General features: G+C 60.5%; 23 protein-coding genes and 1 other annotated feature. Of the genes, 14 read left to right on the forward strand and 9 right to left on the reverse strand.

Annotated features, from left to right (window positions below):
* Positions 1 to 40 precede the first annotated feature (40 nt).
* Both BM063_RS05760 and BM063_RS05765 read right to left on the reverse strand, forming a co-directional pair.
* On the reverse strand, positions 41 to 706 hold the full coding sequence (locus BM063_RS05760; protein WP_092036776.1) for a CBS domain-containing protein: 666 nt from the start codon (positions 704 to 706) through the stop codon (positions 41 to 43).
* 46 nt (positions 707 to 752) lie between these two features.
* Complete coding sequence (locus BM063_RS05765) at positions 753 to 1,625, reverse strand: hypothetical protein (RefSeq protein ID WP_092036778.1); 873 nt, start codon at positions 1,623 to 1,625, stop codon at positions 753 to 755.
* A 625-nt stretch (positions 1,626 to 2,250) separates the two neighbouring features.
* Here BM063_RS05765 and BM063_RS05775 point away from each other — a divergent pair.
* Positions 2,251 to 3,081 carry an aldo/keto reductase gene (locus BM063_RS05775; protein ID WP_092036782.1) on the forward strand — a complete coding sequence of 277 codons (831 nt, stop codon included), beginning with the start codon at positions 2,251 to 2,253 and terminating at the stop codon, positions 3,079 to 3,081.
* Between the two features lie 196 nt (positions 3,082 to 3,277).
* On the opposite strand, the gene BM063_RS05780 is transcribed toward BM063_RS05775, so the two are convergent.
* The 4 genes from BM063_RS05780 to thiD form a co-directional block, all read right to left on the reverse strand.
* Positions 3,278 to 4,897, reverse strand: coding sequence for an SLC13 family permease (locus BM063_RS05780; RefSeq protein ID WP_092036928.1), 1,620 nt, complete (start codon positions 4,895 to 4,897; stop codon positions 3,278 to 3,280).
* Positions 4,898 to 5,160: 263 nt separating this feature from the next.
* On the reverse strand, positions 5,161 to 6,195 hold the full coding sequence (locus BM063_RS05785; RefSeq protein WP_092036783.1) for an aldo/keto reductase: 1,035 nt from the start codon (positions 6,193 to 6,195) through the stop codon (positions 5,161 to 5,163).
* A gap of 207 nt (positions 6,196 to 6,402) precedes the next feature.
* The gene (thiE, locus tag BM063_RS05790; RefSeq protein ID WP_092036784.1) at positions 6,403 to 7,086 is read right to left on the reverse strand and encodes a thiamine phosphate synthase; all 684 of its coding nucleotides are present in this window, start codon (positions 7,084 to 7,086) and stop codon (positions 6,403 to 6,405) included.
* On the reverse strand, positions 7,083 to 7,889 hold the full coding sequence (gene thiD / locus BM063_RS05795; RefSeq protein WP_245752099.1) for a bifunctional hydroxymethylpyrimidine kinase/phosphomethylpyrimidine kinase: 807 nt from the start codon (positions 7,887 to 7,889) through the stop codon (positions 7,083 to 7,085). The genes thiE and thiD overlap by 4 nt, the downstream gene beginning before the upstream one ends.
* 179 nt (positions 7,890 to 8,068) lie before the next feature.
* Between thiD and BM063_RS17580 the strand changes: the two genes are divergently transcribed.
* Together BM063_RS17580 and BM063_RS05800 are read left to right on the forward strand one after the other, a co-directional pair.
* Positions 8,069 to 8,230: a hypothetical protein gene (locus BM063_RS17580; RefSeq protein WP_177199010.1), complete on the forward strand. Its 162-nt coding sequence runs from the start codon at positions 8,069 to 8,071 to the stop codon at positions 8,228 to 8,230.
* Between the two features lie 71 nt (positions 8,231 to 8,301).
* Positions 8,302 to 8,697 carry an Hsp20/alpha crystallin family protein gene (locus tag BM063_RS05800; protein WP_092036788.1) on the forward strand — a complete coding sequence of 132 codons (396 nt, stop codon included), beginning with the start codon at positions 8,302 to 8,304 and terminating at the stop codon, positions 8,695 to 8,697.
* A gap of 621 nt (positions 8,698 to 9,318) precedes the next feature.
* On the opposite strand, the gene sspI is transcribed toward BM063_RS05800, so the two are convergent.
* Positions 9,319 to 9,558, reverse strand: a complete 240-nt coding sequence (gene sspI, locus BM063_RS05810; protein WP_092036794.1) for a small acid-soluble spore protein SspI — start codon at positions 9,556 to 9,558, stop codon at positions 9,319 to 9,321.
* Between the two features lie 116 nt (positions 9,559 to 9,674).
* On the opposite strand from sspI, the gene BM063_RS05815 reads away from it, so the two are divergent.
* From BM063_RS05815 to sleB, 7 genes are all read left to right on the forward strand, one after another.
* Positions 9,675 to 10,325, forward strand: a complete 651-nt coding sequence (locus tag BM063_RS05815) for a potassium channel family protein (RefSeq protein ID WP_092036797.1) — start codon at positions 9,675 to 9,677, stop codon at positions 10,323 to 10,325.
* A gap of 4 nt (positions 10,326 to 10,329) precedes the next feature.
* Positions 10,330 to 11,127, forward strand: coding sequence for a TrmH family RNA methyltransferase (locus tag BM063_RS05820; RefSeq protein WP_092036799.1), 798 nt, complete (start codon positions 10,330 to 10,332; stop codon positions 11,125 to 11,127).
* A 50-nt stretch (positions 11,128 to 11,177) separates the two neighbouring features.
* Positions 11,178 to 11,411, forward strand: a binding site (T-box leader).
* Positions 11,412 to 11,452: 41 nt separating this feature from the next.
* Complete coding sequence (gene pheS / locus BM063_RS05825) at positions 11,453 to 12,487, forward strand: phenylalanine--tRNA ligase subunit alpha (protein ID WP_092036801.1); 1,035 nt, start codon at positions 11,453 to 11,455, stop codon at positions 12,485 to 12,487.
* A gap of 12 nt (positions 12,488 to 12,499) precedes the next feature.
* Positions 12,500 to 14,914 (forward strand): phenylalanine--tRNA ligase subunit beta, encoded by a 2,415-nt coding sequence (gene pheT, locus BM063_RS05830; RefSeq protein ID WP_092036803.1) that lies wholly within the window; start codon positions 12,500 to 12,502, stop codon positions 14,912 to 14,914.
* Positions 14,915 to 14,999: 85 nt separating this feature from the next.
* A complete protein-coding gene (zapA, locus tag BM063_RS05835; RefSeq protein ID WP_092036805.1) occupies positions 15,000 to 15,251 on the forward strand; it encodes a cell division protein ZapA in 252 nt (83 codons plus the stop codon).
* Positions 15,252 to 15,262: 11 nt separating this feature from the next.
* Positions 15,263 to 15,796, forward strand: coding sequence for a CvpA family protein (locus tag BM063_RS05840; protein ID WP_143085246.1), 534 nt, complete (start codon positions 15,263 to 15,265; stop codon positions 15,794 to 15,796).
* Between the two features lie 143 nt (positions 15,797 to 15,939).
* Entirely contained in the window at positions 15,940 to 16,944 is a 1,005-nt protein-coding gene (gene sleB / locus BM063_RS18280) for a spore cortex-lytic enzyme (protein WP_092036809.1), read from the forward strand.
* Positions 16,945 to 17,073: 129 nt separating this feature from the next.
* Here the strand turns inward: sleB and BM063_RS05850 are convergent, their stop codons facing one another.
* Positions 17,074 to 17,430 carry a phage holin family protein gene (locus BM063_RS05850; protein WP_092036811.1) on the reverse strand — a complete coding sequence of 119 codons (357 nt, stop codon included), beginning with the start codon at positions 17,428 to 17,430 and terminating at the stop codon, positions 17,074 to 17,076.
* A 251-nt stretch (positions 17,431 to 17,681) separates the two neighbouring features.
* Here BM063_RS05850 and BM063_RS05855 point away from each other — a divergent pair, with 251 nt between their 5' ends.
* The 3 genes from BM063_RS05855 (at position 17,682) to BM063_RS05865 (ending at position 23,203) form a co-directional block, all read left to right on the forward strand.
* Entirely contained in the window at positions 17,682 to 20,063 is a 2,382-nt protein-coding gene (locus tag BM063_RS05855; RefSeq protein WP_245752101.1) for an endonuclease MutS2, read from the forward strand.
* A gap of 320 nt (positions 20,064 to 20,383) precedes the next feature.
* Complete coding sequence (locus BM063_RS05860) at positions 20,384 to 21,457, forward strand: Ldh family oxidoreductase (RefSeq protein WP_218154416.1); 1,074 nt, start codon at positions 20,384 to 20,386, stop codon at positions 21,455 to 21,457.
* A gap of 171 nt (positions 21,458 to 21,628) precedes the next feature.
* A complete protein-coding gene (locus tag BM063_RS05865; protein WP_092036815.1) occupies positions 21,629 to 23,203 on the forward strand; it encodes a M2 family metallopeptidase in 1,575 nt (524 codons plus the stop codon).
* A gap of 92 nt (positions 23,204 to 23,295) precedes the next feature.
* Here the strand turns inward: BM063_RS05865 and BM063_RS05870 are convergent, their stop codons facing one another.
* Positions 23,296 to 23,493, reverse strand: coding sequence for a hypothetical protein (locus tag BM063_RS05870; protein ID WP_143085247.1), 198 nt, complete (start codon positions 23,491 to 23,493; stop codon positions 23,296 to 23,298).
* Between the two features lie 59 nt (positions 23,494 to 23,552).
* Between BM063_RS05870 and BM063_RS05875 the strand changes: the two genes are divergently transcribed.
* Positions 23,553 to 24,767: an MFS transporter gene (locus BM063_RS05875; RefSeq protein WP_177199011.1), complete on the forward strand. Its 1,215-nt coding sequence runs from the start codon at positions 23,553 to 23,555 to the stop codon at positions 24,765 to 24,767.
* The last annotated feature ends 5 nt before the right edge of the window (positions 24,768 to 24,772 follow it).

A 24,772-nucleotide genomic window follows, 5' to 3' on the forward strand; every position in this document is an offset into this window, starting at 1 on the left:
GCGCTTTTTGGGGATAACGACCGATCGATGATTGCCGCCTTCAGGATTTCTCCGCTTCTTCGGCGGGTTTCACTTCTTTCACATCCAGGACGCGGAAGCCCTTCTTTTCCAGCTCTTGTCGGATTTTTTCCGTGTGGGGGGTCGGTTCGATTTTCAGAAGGATCCGCCGTCCCACCGCGTCTCCGGCGTCGAAGGTGACGACGGTGATGATATTGACGTCAAAGGGTTTGACGCATTCCATGATCTGTTCCAATTCGTGGGGAGCGTCGACCAGGACGCCCAGGAGAAATCGGACGCCGGGAATGCCTTGACCGTAGGTGGTGGTCAGGACGGCTTCGATATCGCTGATCTTGACGATGCCCAAAAAGGTGAAACCGTCTTCATCCACCACGGGCACAAAGGGATGGTAGACGATGACGGGGAAGGTGGCCTCAAAATCGCTGTCGACGGTAATGGGATCGATCAGGTAGAGGGCGTCGGAGACCTTGTAATCCTTGAGAGTCTCCAGGTTTTTGACGCCTTCTTCCACCAACGCCTTGAAAATATAGCGGTATCCGGTGATCCCGAGAAACAGGCCCTTGTCATCCACCACCGGCACGGAATCCAAGCCGTTTTTCTGAAGAATCTCCAGGGTTTCCTGCAGACTGATGTCGGGGGTGACGGTCACAATCTCTTCCCGGGGCGTCAAACAATTGCGGATGAACATGACAGCTCCTCCCTTGTCGCAATCGATCGATTATCAGGACGATACTCTATTCTCCCCGTCCGGAAGAAAATCCTTCCTCCGAATGGAGGGAAGGGGCGGGGATGCCCGAAAACGGAAAGGGAGGCGCAAAACCAATAACCAAACGGGGGCCATCCCACCGCATTTCCCATTCTGTTTCAGATGGACCGGGGTGCTCCGCCTTTTCCGCTATTCCACTCTCCTTTGAAAGGATCTGTACAACCCCCACAAAATTCCTCCGTGCATCATCAATCCGGGAACGAACCAGGCCAGCGTTTTCTTCGCGATAAGCACTCTTGCGGGCCAGAAGGTGGGAAAAACCGGCATCAGGAGCTGCCAAGGCCACGGCAGGAAATGAAGCGCGAGGGGAGTGAACACCAGGATTCCCGCTCCCTTGGTCAAGGCCAACCCCTCCACCTTGTTGGCGGAAAAAAGCCGCCAACAACAAGGCCAGCATCGGAGCTTCCATCGTCCAAGGCAGCGAGCCGGCCAAGCCTTTGACGGCATCGACAGGGATCAGGCCGGCGAAGTTGACGATGAGAAACAGATAGATCCAGGTCAACAAAACCGGGGTGAACAGACGGATCCGCAAATAGCCTGATTTCATGAGGGGCGTCACGGCAAACAGCGGGATCAGGTTTTCATCCCGTTCCTGCAGCATCAAAAGGCCGGCAACCAGCCCCGTGATGAACGGTATCAGTTGGAGGACGACGGCTTGGATCAGTCCGTGGAAGGGTGTGAGGTCAAAGGCGAACACCCTTTCCAGCCACCCTGTGGCAGCGGGAGTGCCCAAACGAAAGAGAAGCGTCAATAGCAAGGGACCGGCAGCGGCCGGAAACAACAGCGGGTCGCGAAGAATGTTTTTCAGGTCGGCATGAAGCAGAAAACACACCCTTTTCACTGCGCTTCCTTCTTTCCCGTGATCTCTTTTTGAACGGACCATTTTGCCCAGACGTAAGCCAGGATCGACCATCCCGCCAAATTGCCCAAGAGAGCAAGGCCTTCAGCCGTTTCCAACGGACGGAAGGGGGATTCGATCAAGACGCAGCGATGCGCCGGCGGGAAACAGGAAATCGATCGGGATGTCGCGGAAATGGAGAGACCCAAGAACGGAAGGCAGAAGGATCAGGGCCGCAGGGCTTGATACCAGAAAATATCCGCCCAGTGTCCGGCAACGGATGGCCACACCGAGGCCGAAGAGAGTGAAAAAGACGGAGGTGCACCAGATTCCGGGAAGAAACCAAACGGACAACCGGTCCCATCCAAAGGCGGCCAGATGGATCGCCAGGCTGGACAGCACGGACAGGAGGGGGAGACCGGTAGGCGCGGCGGACGAGAAGAAGATCAGGGCGGTTTCAACCGGGGAAAACCGGCATGGTTTTCACCACCGGGTGATCCCTTTACCGGCGTTTCCGTCATCCGGCGGGCAAAATTTCCGGCAAATTCGGAAAATCGTTTGGGCGTCCTTTTCAGCGGGAATAAAACCCCGTACCATCCTACAGACGGTTATCGGGAGGCGATTACATATGGCTCAACACATCTCGGACGCGACGGTGCTTGCCAACGGCGTCAACATGCCCTGGCTGGGACTCGGCGTATACAAGGCGAAGGAAGGGGAAGAGGTGGAACAGGCGGTGAAGGCGGCGCTTCGGATCGGTTACCGGAGCATCGACACGGCCGCCTTCTACGGCAATGAGGAAGGGGTCGGCCGGGCGGTCCGGGAGTCCGGAATTCCCCGCGAGGAAATCTTCATCACGACCAAGGTCTGGAATTCGGACCAGGGATACGAGCGGACGCTGGCCGCCTTTGAGGCCAGTCTCCAGCGGCTGGGGATGGAGTATGTGGACCTGTATCTGATTCACTGGCCGGTCAAAGGGAAATACAAGGAAACCTGGAGGGCGCTGGAGACCCTTTACAAGGAAGGGAAGGCGCGGGCGATCGGAGTGAGCAACTTTCAGGTCCATCACCTGGAAGACCTGATGGCCGATGCGGAAATCAAGCCGATGGTGAACCAGGTGGAGTTCCACCCGTTCCTGACTCAGGAGAAACTCCGGGATTTTTGCCGGAGGGAGGGCATCCAGCTGGAGGCGTGGAGCCCGCTGATGCGGGGAGAGGTGGTGAACGTTCCGGAGATCGTGGAATTGGCGGAAAAATACGGGAAAACGCCGGCCCAGATCGTGCTGCGCTGGGATCTCCAGCACGGCGTCGTCACCATCCCCAAATCGGTGCGGGAAGCGCGAATCCGGGAAAACGCCGACCTGTTCGATTTCGAACTGTCGGCGGAGGACATGGCGAAATTGGATGCATTGAACCGGAACCACCGCTTCGGACCGGATCCGGACAACTTCAACTTTTGAGCGGCAAACGCCTGCAAAGGCAAGACGGCCACCCGTCGATCGACGGGTGGCCGTTTCTTGGACTTCAAAACCTTGAAGCCGGGGGGCGATTTTCGTCTCGTCTCCACGAAGTGGCGGGTCGACGAAACATCGCCTCTTTCTTGACATTTTGACAAGATCCTGAGGCCGTCCGGTCGTGGCTTCCCTGGAAATCTGATTATTTCAGGGGAGACAATAGATCGATTCCCCACACCGGCGGCAGGTAGAAATAGATGGCGGCAAAAATCACCGCGACAGAGATCAGGTTCAGCCAGAAACCGGCCCGCGCCATGTCTTCGATCCGAATGTAGCCGGAGCCGAACACGACCGCGTTGGGCGGTGTGGCCACCGGCAGCATGAAGGCGCAGGAGGCGGCCACGCCGGCGGCGATCATCAGTCCGTAGGGGTGGACGCTGAGGGCCGCGGCGAAGGAGGCCATGATCGGGTACATCATGGTGGCGGTGGCCGTGTTGGACGTGATCTCCGTCAGGAAGATGACCAGGATGATGGTCAGCAGCAGGGTGAGGGCAAAGCCGACTCCTTCAAGCAAGGTGAGCTGTTTTCCGATCCACTGGTCCAGCTGCGTGCTGGTAAAGCCCTCGGCGATCGCCAAACCGCCGCCGAAGAGCAGGAGAATGCCCCAGGGCAGGTTTTTTGCGGTGTCCCAGTTGAGGATCCGTTCCCCCGGGCGGCTGGCGGAGGGAATGAGAAAGAGAACGAGGGCCGCCGCGATGGCGATGAGGGTGTCGTCGATCCCGGGGATCACCTTCTCCAGCGGGACGCGGAAAATCCAAGCGACCGCCGCCAAGAAGAACACGATTCCGACCCATCTCTCTTCCTGGGTGAGGGGACCCAGCGCCTTTTTCTCCGCCTCGATCACTTCACGCCCCCCGGGAATGTTCTTCAGATTCATCGGAAAGGCCACTTTCACCAGATAAAGCCAGGTGAGCGCCAGCAGGAGAATGACCATCGGCACGGCAAACAGCATCCACTGGGCAAAGGAGATTTCGACGCCGAACATTTTCCTGACGGTTGCCGCCAGGATGGCGTTGGGAGGGGTCCCGATCAGGGTGCCGACGCCTCCGATGGATGCCGAGTAGGCGATCCCCAGCATCAGGGATTTGCCGAAATTGAAGTTACCCGGGGAGGTGTCCACGGAGGGGTTGTCCTTCAGCGACTCCGCGATCTGATAGATGATCGCCAGGCCGATCGGCATCATCATCATCGCCGTGGCGGAGTTGGAGATCCACATGGAGAGGAAGCCGGTGGCCGCCATCGTCCCCAGGATGATCCGTTCCGTGCTGGTTCCGACGATGGAGATGATATTCAGGGCGATCCGCTTGTGCAGATTCCACCGCTCCATGGCCAGCGCGAGCATAAAGCCGCCCATGAAGAGGAAGATGGTGGGATCGCCGTAGGCAGCCGTTGTGTCCCCGGTCTCCAGGGCCCCGGTCAGGGGGAACAGCACGATCGGCAGGAGGGAGGTCGCCGGGATCGGAATCGCTTCCGTGATCCACCAGGTGGCGATCCACAGCGTTGAGGCCAATACGGCTTTCGCCTCGTAGGACATGCCTTGGGGAGAAAGAAAGAACAAGGTCACGATAAACAGCGCCGGTCCGAGCACCAGTCCCACCTGCTGACGGCGGGTGTAGGACGGAGGGGAACCGTCCAAGCGGGATGTTTCCCCTTCGCCGCCTTCCTTTTTCCCGTTTCGGGCATCCATTCCGACGGAGAAGCGGAGCAGGTCGACGGCCTGATGGTGCCATTTCCACAAATGGGCCCATGTTGTCTTTACCATTCCGTGCATGCTCTTAACCTCCGTGAAATCGTTTACATATTTTGATAATACCCTGAAGCGGGGTATTTTCGTCAAGAAGAAAAATATGTTTTTTAAAAAGAATGGGGAAATAAAAATAAAAAACGTGATTTCCATTCCATTTCCGAAAGAGCGTCAATTATCCATCAAAAGCTTGAGTGCCGGATGCCGGGGATTTTCGGGAAAGGATAGAACGAGAAAAAGGCGATTGCCCTGTGGCAATCGCCTTTTCGGCAAGGTCCTTCTCACTTGGCGGCGACGGGGGTGGGTTTCACCTTGCTGTTGGAGAAGGGCTGTTTCAACTTCTCCGCCAGTTCGCTTGTCCAGAGCTCTTCGATCCGGCGCATCTCTTCCTCCGACAGGGGGGTTTTGTCCGGCGCCTGGGCAAATTCCCGCAGGTTTTCTTCGCTGGTGATGTTGGGCAGCACCGATTTGATCGCCGGGAAGGCCAGATTGAAGAGGATGGCCGCCTGCCCGATGGTCCGGTCGGTTCCCTCGTACAGGAAACGGAGCTTGCGGACGGCCTCGAGCCCCGCCTGCATCCATTTGATCGGCCGATGGTTCCGGTGGTCCGTTTTATCGAAATGCCTGTCCGGATCGTAGGTGCCGTCCAACAGGCCGGAAGCGTGGGGAACGCGGGCGACCAGGGAGACGCCCTTCTCCTCGGCGGCACGGATCAGATCCCGGGCCGGATCCTGCTCCAGCAGGTTGTTGATGATCTGCACCATGTCCACCTTTCGGTCCATGGCCGCAAGACCTTCGTCGCGCCAGCCGATGTCCGGCCCGAGGGCGACGCCGTAGGTGCGGATTTTCCCCTCTTCCTTCAGCCGTTCCAGGGTTTCCAGGACGACATCACTCTGGATGACTTCCATCCGGGCGTTGTGCATCTGGTAAAGGTCGATGGTGTCCGTCTTCAGGCGTCTGAGGCTTTCTTCGCACGCCTTCCGGATGAAGTCGGGATCCCAGTACTGGGGAAGTTCGGAATGGCCGCCGTGGCGATCGCCCCGCTTGGCGTAGATGTCATAACCGAATTTGGTGGCGATGACCACCTTGTCCCGAAGGCCTTCCAGCGCCTCGGCCAGCATGGTTTCCCCTTTTCCTTGGCCGTATACGTCGCCGGTGTCGAAGAAGGTGATGCCGTACTCTTCGTAGGCGGCGCGCAGCAGCCGTTTGCCCAATTTGTCGTCCCGGACGCCCCACCAGGGGGTGGCGACGGACCAAACCCCGAAGCCCACCTCGGAGATGGGGGTGTCAATTCCGGGAATGTTTCGGTATTTCATGGGTTAAACCCTCCCTCTCTTGTTGACGGGCGGGGCTGACCCCGCCCGGCTTGACCCCGTTTTCTACCTATTTTATCACGGGTCGGGGCCGAAAACCGAATCAGGCCTTGACAGTTTTGTGGAGACGGGAAAAACCTCCTCCGTCCCATCCTGCCCCGCGGGCCGGCGGGGGAAAGATGCGGAACCTTGCCGCCGAAAGCCATGGGCTTACCTCGGGTCGAAGCCGGCTGGGCCGGGTGCGGCGCCCGCCGCCCTCTCGACGGCTTGCCGCAGCTCCACTGCGGCCTTTCGCGGATCCGGCTTTCCGGCAATGGCCGAGACGACGGCGACGCCGTCGGCGCCGGCGCGGATCACTTCGGCGACGCCCGCAACGTCGATGCCTCCGATTCCCACGATGGGCAGCGGAGATGAAAGGCGCTGCCTGATTTCCGCGATGGCACCGGGGCCGATCGGTTTGCCGGCGTCGGGCTTGGTGGCGGTGGCGTATATCGGTCCCACCCCCAAATAATCGGCCCCTTCCCGGAGGGCCTGTTCCGCTTCTTCCACCGTCTCCGCGGAGACCCCCAGCAGGCGGTGGGGACCGATCAGCCTCCGGGCCTGTCGCACCGGCAGGTCGTCCTGCCCGACGTGGAGGCCGTCCGCGTCCAAAAGCAGGGCCAGATCGGCGCGGTCGTTGACGATGAAGGGAATGTTTCGCTCCCGGCAGAGGCTGCGCAGCCGTTCACCCAGAGAGACGGTTTCGCGGAGTGTGAGGCCGGAATTCTTTTCCCGGAATTGGAACAGGGTGATTCCTCCGTCGATGGCCTGATCCAGCACCCGGACCGGATCGCGGCCGCGGCAGTCCTGGCTTCCCATGACCAGGTAGAGGGAGTAGCGGATCGCCCCCTTCATCCCTTCGCCTCCTCCCGGCGGTGGGCCCAGTGGTTGACCGGCCCGTGGCCGCCGCCCAGTTCCAGGGGGTGGCGAATGGCGGCGGTGATGTATTCCTTCGCTTTTCGGACCGCGTCGAAAAGCGGCCGGCCCTTGGCCAGTTCGGCGGTCAAGGCGGCGGAGAAGGTGCAGCCGGTCCCGTGGGTGTGCCGGGTCTCGATGCGAGGGGCTGTGAGATGTTCAAAGGATTTCCCGTCAAAGAACAGATCGACGGCCTTTTCGCCGCGGAGATGACCTCCCTTGATCACGACGGAGCGCGCTCCCATCTCGACGATCCGGCGGGCGGCCTCCTTGCGCTTTTCTTCGGTGTCGGGAGTGATGCCCGTCAGCACTTCGGTCTCGGGAAGGTTGGGGGTCACCACTTCCGCGAGGGGAATCAGCAGCCGTTTGAGGGCATGGCGGGCTTCCTCCTTCAAAAGGGCGGCCCCGCTCTTGGAGATCATCACCGGGTCGATCACCAGATGATGAATGCGGTGTTCCTTTACCTTGGCGGCGATGATCTCCATGATGGGGACGCTGGAGATCATTCCGGTCTTGGCCGCATCGACGCCGATGTCCGTCACCACGGCGTCGATCTGCTTGGCGACGGCCTCCGGCGGCAGTTCGTAGATTCCGGTCACTTCCTTGGTGTTTTGGGCGGTGACGGCCGTCAGGGCGCTCATGCCAAACACGCCCAACTCCTGAAACGTTTTCAAATCGGCTTGGATTCCTGCGCCTCCACCGCTGTCGGACCCTGCGATGGTCAGCGCCTTGGCGATGTTCACGGGAACCCCTCCTTTTGCGCGGGATGCGCCCCTTGCTTCCGATCCCATCTTATCGGTTGGTTTTCAACAGCGTCAAGGGAGGAAAAATGGGCCCGCAAGGGGTCAGGTGTCCATGACCGCCCACAAACCCCTCTCATAAATTGTAAGGAACCATTATCGGTGAGAGAGGAGAGGTATCGGTGAGTCAATTGCGCACCAACAGCTTTATCGGACAGTTCGGCTGGAAATGGATTGTGGCCGTGATCATCCTGCTGATCGTGCTGGGCTTCTTCTTCTGGTTCGGCGCCTGGGGCTGGGGCGGCTACGGTTTCGGTTACGACTGGTTTGACTACTTTTATTGAGCCCCCGCTTGCGTCTGACGGTTTTTTGTGATCCAAAGATTCGGAATGCCGGAGAAGGAGAGGGTGCCTCCATGAAAAAACACTCCGTTTTTTGGCCGTTCGACCGGTTCTGGACCGAGGCGGAACGGTGGATCCAACAAAGCGGGATGTCGGTGGAGAGGGCGATGGGCGGCACCCGGGTGACGGAAACCGATCGGGAAGTGATCGCGGTGGTGGAGATTCCGGGGCTGTGCACGCGGCATGATTTGGACATTCGCGCGGTGGAGGGCAGACTGGTGATCCGCGGAAAGACGGGCTCCGAAAGGAGTCGGGATGGCGGAAATCGTCCCGCGGTGCATCAGCGGTCGGAGATGTCCTTCTTCGTGGCCCTCCCCCTGCCGTCCTCCGCCGATGCTTCTCGCATGAAGACGGAGTTGAAGGGAAATGTTTTGATCGTCCGTTTTCCGAAGGGGCCGAGGGTGAATTGAAAAGGCCCATTGTCCCGGAGCCGCCCGGCGGGGCTGTCGACCGGAGGAGGTTGCAGTCTTTTTTTTGGCGGGTTTGGGCGGGTGATGAAGGAAGCGGACAAGATCCGGGCTTGTCCGGGGCCTTGACGGCGCCCTTGCCGGCTCCGAAAGCGAAGGGGGACCGACCTTTCGGGCGTTTTTTCCCGAACGTCTCCCGGCCGGCCTGATGGGGCTTGACGCCGGATTCATCCCGGGGAGGCCGGACTTGCGCGGTCTTTTTTGCCGATGGAAGCGGGAAGGTTCCCGCAATCCGTCAAGGCCCGTCATGACTGGCTGAGGTCGAGAGGGGGAAGAAGCGGAGAGAGCGACAGGTCCGGCTCGTTGCCGCGAGGCGGAAATCGAAGGGGAAGACGGTTTGAAACAACACCCTTCCCCTGTGCCGATGAGGGTTGTCCAAAAAAACCCTTCCGCGACGGGGGGCAAGGCTTTGAAGCCCGCACCCGGCAGAAAAAATGCGCGCTGAAGCCTCCGGCCTTTCCGGACGACGGCCATGGGAACCGGAGACGGATCGCGCGGGGCCGCGGCGGATCTAACCCATCTGTCACCCGGCCCAACCCTCGGAAAAATCGCCGAAGGAGGGCATCATGAGGGAGAGACGGGGGGAACCGCCTTTTCCCGGGGAAGATTTTCATGGAGGGTGGAGATCATCTCTTTGCGGGAGGAAGAATCGCTGTTTTCCCAGATGATCTCAAACAGCACGCCGAGACCGGGGAGAAATTTTTCCTCCTGTTGCTCGAGGGTTTCGTTCACCATGTCGGTCAATTCCTGCTCGGACATGTGTTGAATGTTGTGAATGACGGCGCCGCGCACATCGAAGTTCATCAAGCGTCCCTCCTTTTTGTTTTTTTATTTTGTCCCCTCCCAAATTCCTTATCCGTTTGTGCCTCCGTTGGGCTGTGATATAATGTAGCCGACGGAGACGGGAGGAACGGTGGAGCATGAGACAGTTTGCCGTGATCGGCCTGGGGCGTTTCGGGGGCAGTCTGGCCAGGACTCTGATCGAGATGGGGAATGAGGTTCTGGCCATCGATCGCGATCCCGAACGGGTGCAGGCCTTCGCTTCGCTGGTGACCCATGCGGTGGAAGCGGACTCGACCGACGAAAGGGCTTTGAAGGCCCTGGGCATCCGCAATTTTGACGTGGTGGTCGTTTCCATCGGCGACGACATCCAGTCCAGCATATTGACCACCCTGATCCTGAAGGAAATGGGCGTCAACAAGATTGTCGTGAAAGCCCGAAACGACCTGCACGGGAAGGTGCTGTACAAAATCGGGGCCGACCGGGTGATTTACCCGGAGCGGGACATGGGCATTCGCGTCGCCCATTCCCTGATTTCCCCCAACATCCTGGATTTTATCGAGCTGTCCGGCGATTACAGCATCATGGAAATCAGCGCGGGCGAGAAGTTCAGCGGAAAATCCCTCAAGGAGCTGGATTTTCGCGCCCGCTTCGGCTGCAACGTGATCGCGATCAAGAGCGGGGAACGGATGAATGTGTCCCCGGCGGCCCAGGATGTGATCCACTCGGGGGACATCCTGATCGTGCTCGGGCACAACCGGGATCTGAAAAAGTTGGAAGAAGAGGCATGAGGCTGTGGATATCCGACTGATCAGATCGAACCAAAACGAACAATACAAGCGCTGGAGAAAGCTTCACCGCCGGAAGGGCAGGGAGCGGTACGGCGCCCTTCTGGTGGAGGGGCCCCATTTGGTGGCTGAGGCGATGGACGCCGGATGGAAGGTGCGCGCCTGCCTGGTGGAAGAGGGGAAAGAGGGGCTGCTTGAGGAAATCCCCGGCATCCGGGAGGGGTCTTTCCCGGTGTACCGCCTGCCCGTCCCCCTGTTCCGGAGCCTGATGGACACGGAGACCCCCCAGGGGGTTGCGGCGGAATTGGAGATTCCCCCGCTTGGGGACGAAGAAGCGCCTCCGGTCGGGGAGACGCTGATTCTTCTGGATGCGGTGCAGGATCCCGGCAACCTGGGAACCATCCTGCGAACGGCGGAGGCGGCGGGCGCGGCGGCCGTCTTTTTGGGTAAGGGAACGGCGGACCCCTACAACAGCAAGACCGTCCGGGCGGCGATGGGCTCCCTTTTCCGCCTCCCCGTTCGGAGGGTGGAACTTGCAAGCGCTATTTTGGACCTGCGCCGGCGGGGGGTCGTCGTGATCGGCACCCATCCCCGGGCGGAGACGCTCCATTTTTGTTACGAGTATCCGCCCCGGACGGCTTTTCTGCTGGGAAACGAAGGGCGGGGGGTGGACCCCGACCTGGAGAGACTGGTGGACGCACAGGTTCGCGTTCCGATGCCCGGCGGCGTCGAATCCCTCAATGTGTCGGTGACCGCGGCGGTGTTGCTCTACGAGCGGCTGCGGCAGAAATGGGGGAAGGCCTGATCGGGTTGCCGCTTCCGAAAAATTCCGCTATACTATATATCAAATTTTACGGCCAGGCGATGAAGGAGAGGAGTAGGCCGCACGCCCCCACAGGGAGGAGATGTCGCGACTGAGAGCATCTCCGGGGAAACGGCGGTTCGAAGTTCGCTCCGGAGCTGTCTCCTGAAAGGATTTTCCGAGTAGGGAGCACCGGGTTCGCCCGTTAGCGCGATCAGAGGGGGACGGCGCCGCATGCCTGCGGCTGTCGTTCAAAAAGGGTGGTACCGCGATCTCTCGTCCCTTTGGGCGGGAGATTTTTTATACCGAGGGAAGGGAGTGTCTGGGGATGCTTTCACGCTTGAACGCCTTGCGCGAGGAAGCGCGGCGGTCCATTGCGGCGGCGGACCGCTCCGATCAGCTGAAGGAGCTGCGCGTCAAGTATTTGGGAAAAAAGGGAGAGATCACCGCGATTCTCCGGGGAATGAAGGACATTCCCCCGCAGGATCGCCCGAAGGTGGGCAGCTTGGCCAACGAAATCCGCGGAGAGCTGGAACGCCTGATCGCGGAAAAGGAAAAGGAGCTGGACGAGCGCGCCCTGGAGGAGCGGCTCAAGCGGGAAGCGCTCGATGTGACGCTGCCCGGCGATCCCCGGCCCTTGGGATCCGTCCATCCCTTGTCGGCGGTGATCGAACAGATCGAGGACATATTTATCGGCATGGGCTTTGAAGTGGCGGAAGGGCCGGAGGTGGAATGGGACGAGATCAACTTTGAGGCCCTGAATATCGCCCAGGATCATCCGGCCCGGGACATGCAGGATTCCTTTTACATCACTCCCCGCATCCTGCTTCGGACCCACACCTCCGGCGTGCAGGTTAGGACCCTGCGCTCCCGAAAGGGAGAGGTTCCGGTCCGGGTGATCGGCCCCGGGAAGGTGTACCGCAGGGATGAGGACGACGCCACCCACTCCCATCAGTTTATGCAGATCGAAGGGCTGGTGGTGGACAGCGGGGTGTCGATGAGCGAATTGAACGGGGTGCTTTTGGCCTTCGCCCGGAAAATGTTCGGGGAGAATCAACAGATTCGCCTGAGGCCCAGTTATTTTCCCTTTACCGAACCCAGCGCCGAAGTGGATATTTCCTGCATCATCTGCGGCGGCCGGGGCTGCAGGACCTGCAAGGGAACCGGCTGGATCGAAATCCTCGGTTCCGGAATGGTCCATCCCCGGGTGTTGGAGATGGCCGGTTACGATTCGGAAAAGTACACCGGTTTCGCCTTCGGCATGGGCGTGGAACGGATTGCCATGCTGAAGTACGGGGTGGACGACATCCGTCATTTTTATACCAACGATCTTCGATTCCTGCGTCAGTACCAATCGGTTTGAGGGGGATGAAGGATGCGCGTGTCCTATGAGTGGTTGAAGGAGATGGTGGATCTCTCGGGCATCGATGCCGACGAACTGGCGGAGGGATTGACCCGGACCGGAGTGGCCGTGGATGCGGTGGAGGATCGGAATCCGGGGGTCCATCGGGTGGTGGTCGGCCGTGTGAAATCGGTGGAGCCCCATCCCGGAGCGGAGCGGTTGCGCGTGTGCCGAGTGGATGTGGGGCAGGAAGAGCTTCTCCAGATCGTGTGCGGTGCTCCCAACGTGGCGGAAGGACAGTTGGTTCCCGTCGCCCTGGAAGGGGCGGAACTGCCGGGGGGCGTCCGCATCAAACGGGTGAAGCTCCGCGGTGTGGAATCCCAGGGAATGATCTGTTCGGCGGGGGAGCTGGGACTTCCGGAGAAGATGCTTCCCAAGGAGCTGACGGAAGGCATCCTCGTCCTGACCGAGGAAGCGAAGGTGGGGCGGGATGTCCGCTCCCTGCTGGGGATGGACGACAAGGTGTTGGAACTGGACCTGACGCCCAACCGTTCCGACTGTTTAAGCATGATCGGCGTGGCCTATGAGACCGCGGCGGTTTTCGACCGGTCCCTCCACCTGCCGGAGCCGAAGGAACTGCCCGCGACCGGCGGGGAGCTGCCCGTGAGCGTGGCCGTCGAATCGGGTGCGGACTGCCCCGTCTATGCCGCCCAGGCCGTCGACGGACTCCGCGTGGGACCGTCCCCCCAGTGGATGCAGAACCGGCTGATGGCGGCGGGAATCCGTCCCATCAACAATATTGTCGATGTGACCAACTATGTCATGTTGGAATACGGTCAGCCCCTGCACGCCTTTGACTACGATCGGATTTCGGGGGGAAGGATTCTCGTCCGCAGAGCGCGACAGGGCGAGCGGCTCGAAACGCTGGACGGAGTGATCCGGGAATGCAATCCGGATGACATTCTGATCACCGACGGGGACAAACCCCTGGGCCTTGCCGGTGTCATGGGCGGAGCCAATTCGGAAGTAACGGGTGCGACCACCCGGGTCTTGATCGAATCGGCCTGTTTTGATCCGGTGTTGATTCGCCGGACTTCGCGCCGACTGGGACTCCGCTCCGAAGCCAGCAACCGCTTCGAAAAGGGAGTGGATCGAAGCCGCATCGTCCCGGCATTGAAGCGGGCCGTCCAGTTGCTGGTGGAAGTGGCCGGCGGGCGCGTGGCCTCCCCCATCGTTCTGGAGAAAAGCGGAGAGGTGGAGGAGCGGATCATCCCCGTGCGTCATCGGCGGATTGTTTCCCTGTTGGGCGCGGAGATCCGGGAAGAAGAGGTTATGGACATTTTCCGCCGGCTCCGCTTTTCCGTGGAAAAGGAGGAAAGCGTCTACCATGTGCGGGTGCCTTCCCGGCGCAACGATTTGAGCATCGAGGTGGACATCATCGAGGAAGTGGCGCGCCTTTACGGCTACAACCGGATTCCGGCGGCTTCTCTCCAGGGTTCCCAGGGGCGGGGCGGGCTGACCCGCGAGCAGCAATTGCGCCGGACCATCCGCCACACCCTCCGGCATCTGGGCATGAACGAGGCGGTCACCTACAGCCTGACATCGCCGCAAATGGAAAAGGGATTGTCCCTTCATCCCGACGCCCGGCCAATTCCGCTCAGCATGCCCCTCAGCGATGAACGAAGCGTGCTCCGGACCGGCCTGTTGCCCCATTTGCTCCAGTCGGCGGCCTACAATGTGCACCGCCGTCAGGAGCGGGTGGCCCTCTTTGAGATCGGCCGGGTTTATCTGGCGGAAGAGCAGCCCCTGACGGACCTTCCCGAAGAGCGGTGGGAATTGGCCGGGCTGTGGACGGGGCCGATGGGGCCGGTTCACTGGCGGGGGCAAACCGCGTCCGATTTTTATCGGGTGAAGGGGATTTTGGAGGCCCTCTTTGCGCGTCTGGGAATCGGGAGCGCAAAGTTTTTCCCCGCCCGCCCGAAGGGATTCCACCCGGGACGGACGGCGGAGATTCGGATCGACGGGCGCTTTGCGGGGATATTGGGACAGATCCATCCTCGGATTTCGGACGAGATGGACCTCAAGGAAACCTTTGCCTTCCAGCTGGATATGGAAGTGTTGCAGGATGCGGCAAAGACGGATCTCCGGTTCCGCCCGATTCCGCGCCATCCGGCGTCCACCCGGGATCTGGCGATCGTGGTCGACGCGGACGTTCCCGCCGCCGAAGTGGAGAAGGCGATCCGCAAGGCCGCCGGGGAACATTTGGAATCGGTCACCCTGTTCGACGTGTACACCGGTGAACAAGTGGGTAATGAAAAGAAGAGCCTCGCTTATTCCCTCGTCTACCGGGCGGAGGATCGAACGCTGACCGATGAGGAAGTGGCGAAGTTCCATCAGGCCGTCGTCGATGAACTGGAGAGGGCCTTCGGCGCCCGGTTGCGCGCTTAGGATGCCGCCGGAGGTGCAGGAAGTACCCCTTCACAGGGAGAAAGAAACATGATGCACACTTTCACGCTGTGGAGGAGGCGTTCCGATGACAAAAAACAAATTGTGCGTTGAAATTTACGGTCAGCAATATCAGATTGTCGGAAAGGCGAGTCCCGGCTATATGCGGGAAGTGGCAGCCCATGTGGACGACAAGATGCGGCAAATTGCCAAGAGCAACCCCCGGCTCGACACGACGCGGCTGGCGGTTTTGTCCGCGGTCAACATCGCCGATGCGTACCTTAAGCTGAAACGGGAGTATGACGAGATCATCCACTTGATCGAGGATGACCAGCCCTAGGAGTGAAGGGGATGAACATCTTGGATGGGATCCTCCTCCTGCTGATTGCCGGAGGGGTGATCCGGGGATATCGAAAGGGGTTGATCCTCCAGGCGTTTTCCCTGGTGGGGGCGATTTTCGCCCTCTTGGCCGCGTATCGTTTTTCCGGAGATTTTTCCCGGGTCCTGATGGAGCGCTTTCCTCTTTCGGAGGAGGTGGGGGGAGGCTTAATCGGCCTCCTTCCGATCGAAGGGATCCTGTACAGGGTGGTTGCCTTCATCCTCCTCTTCGTGGGGGTCAAAATCCTCATCTCGATCATCGCCCGGCTTTTGACCGGCCTGTTCGACGTCCCCGTCCTTTCGCAGATCAATCGCCTCGGAGGCGTTCTCCTCAACTTGATCCAAGTGTTTCTGATCCTGTTCATCGGCGTTCACGTGATGAACTTTCTTCCCTGGGAGGCGGGGCGCGAAGCGGTTCAGGGATCCCTCGTCTGCCAGGGCGTGTTGAAGCTGACTCCCGGTCTGAGCGAACAGATCGGGGAGTGGATCAGGCATGGAACGGGATAAATCCTGTATCCCGACGGAAAGGGTGCCGCGACGACGCGGCATCCTTTTTTCTTTCCGGTTTGCCCGGCAAGTCTTTTGAATTGGGCGGTGGGAATCTCGGCATAATAACGGATGAATTCCAGCGTTGAGAGAGGGTTGAGCCTATGAGGAGACGAAAGTGGCTGCTCTGTTGCGCCCTGATGGTGCTGGCAGGGGCGATTCTGGGCGGCGTCTCTCCGGATGCGGACCGTTTGGCAAATGCTCAGGCGGAAGCTTCTTTCGGAAAGGGAACCCTCAAGAAGGGAGCCCGCGGGGGGGACGTTTACGAGCTGCAGGGTCGTCTGAAATATTTGGGGTTTTATACCGGAAAGATCGACGGAAACTTCGGGGAGCGCACCTATCGCGCCGTTCGCCTGTTTCAATATGAATTCGGGATGAAAGTGGACGGGGTGGTGGGCCCGAAGACGAAGCGGAAGCTGTGGGAAGCGTCCAAGGATTGGACGCCCGGGGCCGACAACCGGATTTACAGGGTGGGGGACCGAGGCGGTTATGTCTGGGAACTTCAGCGTCGCCTCAGGTTCCTGGGGTTTTATACCGGGAAAGTGGACGGAGTTTTCCTGTGGCGCACCTACCACGCCGTTCGCCTGTTTCAATACGAATTCGGGATGAAAGTGGACGGGGTGGTGGGCCCCAAGACCAAGCGCATGCTGTGGAAGGCGACGCGCCATTGGCGTCCCGGAAAACAGGCCCGGCCGCAGGCTCCTCAAGCCCGGAAAGCCCCGGCGGCAAAACCGGTTCGATCGGCGCCGGGCATATCCAAGCAGGATTTTGATCTGCTCGCCCGGGCGATCTATTCCGAAGCTCGGGGAGAGCCGTATGTCGGACAGGTGGCGGTGGGCGCGGTGATTCTCAACCGCATCGACAGCAATAAATTTCCCGACACTTTGTCCGGTGTGATTTTCCAACCGCAGGCCTTTGAGGCCGTCGCCGACGGCCAGATCTGGCTGGAACCCGACGAAACGGCCAAAAAGGCGGCGATGGATGCCTTGAACGGTTGGGATCCCTCCGGAGGAGCGCTGTATTACTTCAACCCCGACCGGGCCATATCCAAATGGATCTGGTCTCGCCCGCAAATCAAACGGATCGGCAAACACATCTTCTGCAAATGACGTCATCCCGCCGACGAACCCGCCGGAATTCCGGCGGGTTTTCTGCGTGGTCGAAAAAGGCCCGATCGCCTGTCCCCGGCATCATTGCACAAAAAAATCTCCCGTTTCCGGGAGATCAAAAGGTGTGTTTTACTGTTTTTCGGGCCGACTGGTGATGCGCGCTTTGGTGGGAACCAAAAGGTCGATGATCCCGATGACCAGGGCTCCGAGCAGGGCGCCCAGGACGGTGACCCTAAGTCCGGGCACAAAAAATTGAGTGAGGTAAATCACGACGGCGCTGACGATGAATCCGACGATGCCCCGGCCGTATGGAGAGATTTCCCTTCCCATCAGCGATTCGATGATCCAGCCCAGGATGGCGATGACAACCGCCGCCAACAGGGCGCTCCAAAACCCGGCGATCTGGAAACCGGGGACGATGGCGCTGGTGATCATCAGGACGATGGCCGCCACCACAAAGCGGATAATGTGTCGAAGAACGGTCATGTGCATCCCTCCTTTGCGTTTAGTGTGGCTGTTCTCCAGGGGGTTTATAACGGGTTGAAGGGGAGCCGATTCGGCGGGGAAACCGAAGCGGGTTCCGCTAATTGGCGCCTGTTAGGGCAAACTTGCCAATCGCCGGAAGACCCATTACACTAAAAGGAGTCGCCGGATCGCGGAGCGGTTTCGCCCGACGAACCTGTTGGGCGTTTGCGGATAGAATTCAGAAGATGCCGCTTAAGAAGGGGGGAGAGGCTTTGACGGAAAGGGATGATCGCCACTATTTTCGCCTGCTGGAATACGACGCGATAATCGAAAGGGTGTCCGATCACGCCGCATCCCCGCCCGGAAAAGAGCGGGTCGCTTCTCTTCGTCCCAGCTATGATCCGGAAGAAGTGCGGCGCCGGTTGGCCGCCACCCTGGAGGGAATGGAACTATTGCGGTGGAAGGACGGCGTATCGCTCTCGGGGGTCCGCGACATCCGTCCTTCCCTGCGCCGCGCCCGCATCGGGGGCATCCTGGAGGGAAGGGAGCTGATCGAGATCGCCGATACCCTTGCCGCCGGGAGGAAGGTTTGCGGTCAGATCGCGGACATCGAGGAGGAAAAAGCCCCCCTGCCCCATCTGCGCTCCCTTGCGGCCCGGTTTGAGGGATTGAAGTCCCTTGAGGAACAGATTCGGAAGTGCGTGGATGAACAAGGGACGGTGGTGGACCGGGCCAGCTCCGCCCTCACCCGGATCCGCCGGACGATCGAACGGGTTCAGGAGCAGGTGCGCAATGCTTTGGAGCAGATCCTCCGCAATTCCCATTATCAAAAGATGATCCAGGAACCGATCATCACCGTGCGAAATGATCGTTATGTCATTCCGGTGAAGCAGGAATACCGGAGCGCCTTCGGCGGGATCATTCACGATCAGTCGGCTTCGGGGGTCACGCTGTTCATCGAACCGGAAGCGGTGGTTCAACTGAACAACCGGCTTCGGGAACTGCAGCTGGAAGAGGAGCGGGAAGTGGAGAGAATCCTGAAGGAGCTTTCCGCCCAGGTGGGATCCGTCGTCGACGCCCTTGCCACCAACATCGAAGTGCTGGCCGAGATGGACCTGATCTTGGCCAAGGCCCGCTTCGGCCGGCGGATCCGGGGAACGGTCCCCGCCGTCGGCCGGGACGTCCCCATCCGTCTGAAAAGGGCGCGCCATCCCTTGATTCCCCCGGAGGAAGTGGTGCCGATCGACGTGGAGTTGGGGGATCCCCACCGGGTGATGGTGATCACCGGCCCCAACACCGGGGGGAAAACGGTCACCCTGAAAACCGTCGGCCTTCTGGCTCTGATGGCCCACGCCGGCTTGCCGATCCCTGCGGAGGACGGGAGCGGATTTCCCCTGTTGAGCGGCGTGTTCGCCGACATCGGCGACGAGCAGAGCATTGAACAGAGCTTGAGCACCTTTTCCAGCCATTTGAGCCACATTGTCCGGATCCTGGGGAAGGCGGACGGGCGGAGCCTGGTGTTGCTGGACGAATTGGGGGCGGGAACGGATCCCGCCGAAGGGGCCGCCCTGGCCATCGGCATTTTGGAGCATCTTCTGGAACGCGGCTGCCTGGTGGTGGCCACCACCCATTACAGCGAACTGAAGGTGTTTGCCCACGCCCGCTCCGGAGTGATCAATGCCAGCGTGGAGTTTGACGTGGAAACCTTGCGCCCCACCTATCGCCTGCTGATCGGGATTCCCGGGAAGAGCAACGCTTTCGCCATCGCGGACCGCCTGGGATTGCCCCGGGAGATCATCGATCGGGCGAAGGCGCAACTTACCTCCGAGGAAAACCGCCTGGAGGAAATGATCGCCGCTTTGAGCGCCGACCGGCGGGCGGCGGAAGAGGAGAGGAAACGGGCGGAGCGGCTGAGGAAAGAAGCCGAATCCCTCCATGCGGAGCTGAAGAAGAAAATGGAGGCTTGGGAAGAGACCAAGGGGCGACTCCTCGAGTCGGCCCGCCGCGAAGCGCGGTCGGTGGTGGCGCGGGCCGAGCGGGAAGCGGAAGAGGTCCTTCGCCAGCTTCGGGAGTGGGCGCGCCGGCGGCCGGATCAGCTGAAGGAACATCAGCTGATCGAGGCGAAAAAGCGGTTGGAAGGCGCGGTTCCCGAGATGGAAATCCCCGCCCGGCCCGCGGAAGGAGCCGGCGATCCGAACCGTCCCCTGAAACCCGGAGATCGTGTGTGGGTCCGGACGCTGAATCAGAAGGGGGAAATCCTGGAGGATCTCGGAGGGGAAGAATTTCAGGTTCAGATCGGCAGTCTGAAAATGAAGGTTTCCCGGAAGGATTTGGCGTGGATCGGGTCCGGAAAGACGGAACAAGGCGATTTCCGGAGGAAGACCGCATCCTTCCGGCGCGCTTCGGAGGGAGTCCGGCCGGAGCTGGATCTGCGGGGAAAAATGGTGGAGGAAGCCGTTTACGCCATCGACAGATACCTGGATCAGGCGATCTTGGCCGGATACCGGGAGGTGTACCTGATTCACGGGAAAGGAACCGGCGCCCTCCGGACGGGGGTTCAGCAGTTTTTGCGAAACCATCCGAACGTCAAGAGATTCCGGCTGGGAGGCCACGGAGAAGGCGGTTCCGGCGTCACCGTTGTCGAACTTCAGTGACTCAGATGGCCGCGAGGTGGACTGGAAATGGATCATCTGCCCAAGATTCTTGGATCGCTCGCCCTGCTGTTTTTCCTGATCGGTCTCATCTGGTTTTTGCGCAACGCCATGTGACGGGAGAATTGAGCCGCCGGTTACGCGAAAGCGGAAACCGGCGGCTTCGCCTGTGTCGGGCCCGGAAGAGTTCGGTGCCATAATGAAAGGGGAAAGGAGAGGATAGGTGAAGGGGCGAGCTTGCCGGGGATATATTCGGCAACGAAGGCCCCCGGCGATGTGTCACCCGCCCTATTAATGTGGCGACTTGAGCGGGAGGTGACGACATGGGCATGAAGCGGTACCGGGCGGAGGATCTGCATCGGTTTGCAAAGGCCGTGCTGACTTCCCTGAAGGTTCCCGCAGGGGATGCGGAGACGGTGAGCGATTCCCTCATCCGTTCCGATCTGGCGGGCATCGACAGCCACGGGATCAGCCGGCTGACGATCTATGCGAAGCGCGTCCGCGAGGGGCGGATCGCCGCCCGGCCGGATATTCGCATCGCGCGGTCGGGGGCTGTCCTCCGGGTGGACGGGGGCAACGGCCTGGGGCAGGTGGTGGCCATGCGGTCGCTGGAGGCGGCCGTTTCCGTGGCCGGGCAGTCGGGGCTTGCCGGAATCGCGATCCGCAGGAGCAACCATTATGGCGCCGCCTCCTATTTCTGCGAATGGGCCTGTCGAAAAAACCTGGCGCTGATGGCGCTGACCAATTCGCCGCCGGGCATTCCCCCCCACGGAGGGAAAAGGGCCTTTTTGGGAACCAATCCCGTCGCCTTCGGGTTTCCGACCCGCAAGGGCCCTCCCCTGATCGTCGACATGTCCTCCAGCGTCGTCGCCCGGGGCAAAATCATCCTCGCCGCCCGGCGGGGTCAACCCATCCCGCCCGGCTGGGCCGTCGACAGGGAGGGCAGAGAGACCACCGATCCGGCGGAGGCGCTCCGGGGGGCGGTGCTGCCCGTCGGCGGCGTGAAAGGGTACGCCCTCGCCGCGGCGGTGGAGGTGCTGTCCGGAGTGCTGAGCGGCGCCGCCTTCGGGCCCCATGTGCGAAACCTCTACGAAGAAGGGCATGCGGCCGCCGATGTGGGGCACTTTTTTATTCTGATGGACATTTCCCGATGGATGCCGATCGATACGTATTTTCGGCGGATGGAACAATTTTTGCGGGAGCTGAAGGCGGTTCCCCGGGCGGAAGGGGCGGAGGAGATTCTGTATCCCGGTGAGGGGCGGGAGCGGAGAATCCGCAGGAGATTGAGGGAAGGCATTCCCCTTTCCAGGGAAGTGGTGTCGGATCTGGAGGAGCTGGGCCGAAGCTGCGATGTTCCTTTTCCCGGCCCGATCGGCAGGGAGGGAAAGCAAGGATGAAGGCGGAAAGGCGCTTAAACTCCATCCATCGTGCGGCCGCCCCTTTTCGAAGGTGTCTGAGGATCTCAGGAGTTCTGCGACTTCCCTTTTTCTGATATTCTGATAACATGGGCCATAATACCGGGAGGCTCAACGACCAGATTTTCCCCTTTGCGGGAAGGAGGATTAGCTTTGGACGTACAGAGCTTTTTGCGGGAGGAGAACGAGGAGGTTGCCCGTTTGTCCGAGCGGGTGGCCCATGCCGTGTGGATGGTGAACACCACCGGGGAGAAGAAGTGGCAGGAGGCGGAAGTGGAGGCGGAAAGGGAGTATCGGCGGCACTTTGCCGACCGGAAACGGTTTGAGCGGATTGCCGAACTGAGGGAAAAGGTTCCGGAGGGGTCCCTGGAGCGGCGGCAGCTGGATCGCCTCTATCAGGAAGCGCTGGAAAACCAGGTGCCTGCGGAATTGCTGGATGAAATGATCCGCCTTTCATCGGAGCTGAGCAATATCTTCAACACCTTCCGCGGCACCGTCGACGGGCGGAAGGTGACGGAAAACCAGGTGCGCAACGTCCTGGCCGAGAGCACCGATTCCGAGGAGCGGGAAAAGGTGTGGCGGGCAAGCAAGCAGATCGGCCGGGAAGTGGAGGCGGGCCTGATCCGGCTGGTCAAACTCCGGAACGAGGCGGCGCGCGGGCTGGGGTTCGAGGATCACCATCAGATGAAATTTCATCTCACCGAGTTGGATCGGGATGAGGTGTTCTCCCTGTTTCAGCGGCTCAAGGAGTTGACCGACGAGCCCTTCCGGCGGCTCAAGGGGGAAATCGATGCGGAACTGGGGGCGAAATTCGGGCTGGAGCCTCAGGAGCTGAGGCCGTGGCATTATTCGGATCCCTTTTTTCAGGAAGCCCCGCCGGTGCCCGGCCTGGATATGGATGTCCATTACCGGGGGAAAAACATCGAAAAACTGACCGCCGACACCTTTTCCGCCCTCGGGCTGGAGATCCGGGATTTGCTCGCCAAAAGCGACCTGTACGAGCGGGAAGGGAAAAACCAGCACGCCTTCTGCCTGGATATGAATCGCCGGGGAGACGTTCGGGTTCTGTGCAACATCCGGGACAATGAATACTGGATGTCCACCATGCTGCACGAGTTCGGCCACGCCGTATACGATAAGTACGGGGATCGGAATCTGCCCTTCATCCTGCGCACTCCCGCCCACATTTTCACGACCGAGGCCGTCGCGATGTTTTTCGGCCGCCTCACCCGGAACCGGGAGTGGCTGGAGCGATTTCCCCGGGTGGACCGGGCGGAGCTTTCGCGGATCATGCCCCAGGTGGAGAAGATGCTGAAGCGGCAGATGCTGATCGTTGCCCGCTGGATCATCACCTTCGTCACCTTTGAGAGGGAGCTGTACCGCGATCCCGATCAGGACCTGAACCGCCTGTGGTGGAAGCTGGTCCGGGAGATTCAGTATGTGAATCCGCCGGAGGAAACGGATGAGCCCCATTGGGCGTCGAAGATTCATTTCACCATCGCCCCGGTGTATTATCAAAATTACCTGCTGGGGGAACTGACGGCTTCCCAGTTTGACGCCGCCCTTCGCCGAAACGGGGCGACATCGCTTTTCACCGAGGAGACCGGCCGCTTTTTCCTGGAAAAGGTGTTTCTGCCGGGAGACCGGAGCGGCTGGAGGGTCCTGATCGAGGAAGCGACGGGGGAATCGCTCAACCCGGAACACTTCGTGAATCAGTTTGTCTCATGAACCTTTATGGATGAAAACCCGCAGGCCGGACAAATGCGAAAAAGGCGACCGACATCGGTTCGCCTTTTTCGCGCCGGATGCGGGCCTCCCGTTCAGGGCGCCGGATCCCGCCTGGCGCGGAAATGGATCCGGATCCCGGCTTTCTCTTTTCCGGATTCTTCTGGCGGGTGCTCTTCTTCGTCCGGTTCTTCCGGGAAGTAATGGTACGTAAACAGCCATTCCGGTTGAATCAGTCCCAGGGTCAGCGGGCCATAGGGCACAAGGCGGGTCCGTTCTTCCGTCTCGTTCACCGCGATCATCCCCCTGTCGCTTCTGTTAATGTAAATATATGGGCGCCAGGGGACGGTTCATGCGGGATTCGGAAGGCACCGAAAGGGGTGGAGAGATGAGGGAGCGCTTGTGGACAAAGGATTTCATCCTGATTTGCGCGGTCAATTTTTTTATGTTTGCCGGTTTTTTCATGTTGCTGCCCACCCTTCCCATCTATGTGGTGGATGAGCTGGGGGGAGCGGCGGGACAGGCGGGGCTGATCGTCGGCGTGTTTACGGTGGCGGCGGTGCTGGCCCGGCCCGTCTCCGGCATCGGATTGGACCGGTGGGGAAGGCGGCGCCTTTTGATCCTGTCGCTGGCCTTGTTCGCCGCGGCCTCATCGGCCTATCTGGCGGCCTTCAGCTTGGTTTTTCTCCTGCTTTTGCGGCTGTTTCACGGCGCCGCCTTCGGCATGGCCACCACCGCCGCGGCGACGGTGGTGGCGGACCGGGTGCCGCCCGGCCGGCGGGGGGAAGGCTTGGGGATCTTCGGCGTTTCCTCGATGGTGGCCATGATTCTCAGCCCCGCCCTCGGCATGGCGCTTGTTCAACACGGATCGTATCCGCTGCTCTTTCTTGTCGGCGCCGGCTTGGCGGCCCTGGCCTTGCTGTTCTCCCTGCCGATCCGTCATTCCGGGGCGGAGGCGCGTTCCGATGGGACGGAGCGCGGCCTCAAGCGATGGCTGGAGATGCGGGCGGTCCCGTATTCCCTTTCCCTGGTGGGGCCGGCGATCGTGTTCGGCGGCGTCATCTCCTTTATTTCGCTTTATGCCGTCGAGCTGGGGAATCCCGGAATGGCCGGAGGATATTTTGTCGTTTATGCCCTGGCCCTGGTCCTGTCCCGGATGGTGTCTGGAAAAATCTATGACCGCAGGGGGCCGGACTCCGCGGTCATTCCCGGCTTTCTGCTGTATCTGGCGGGAATGGCCGCCCTCGGCCTGGCCGATGGCCCGGTGCTGTTCTATGCCGGGGCGGGATTGATCGGTTTCGGCTACGGGGCGATTCAGCCCTCCGTTCAGGCGTTGGTCATCGCGGAGGTGCCGGCGAAACGGCGGGGGGCGGCCACCGCCACCTATTTGATCGCAATGGACGCGGGAATCGGCCTCGGCTCCTTCGTGCTGGGGCTGTTTGTCGGCTGGTGGGGCTACCGGAGCATGTTCCTGATCGGCGGCCTGTTTGTGCTGGCATCGCTGTTTGTTTACCGGTGGGCGAGAAGGCTTTCCCGGGAAAGGGAGGGGGAGAGGAAGGCCGCGTAAAGGTT

The organism is Planifilum fulgidum, assembly GCF_900113175.1.
Taxonomy (GTDB): domain Bacteria; phylum Bacillota; class Bacilli; order Thermoactinomycetales; family DSM-44946; genus Planifilum; species Planifilum fulgidum.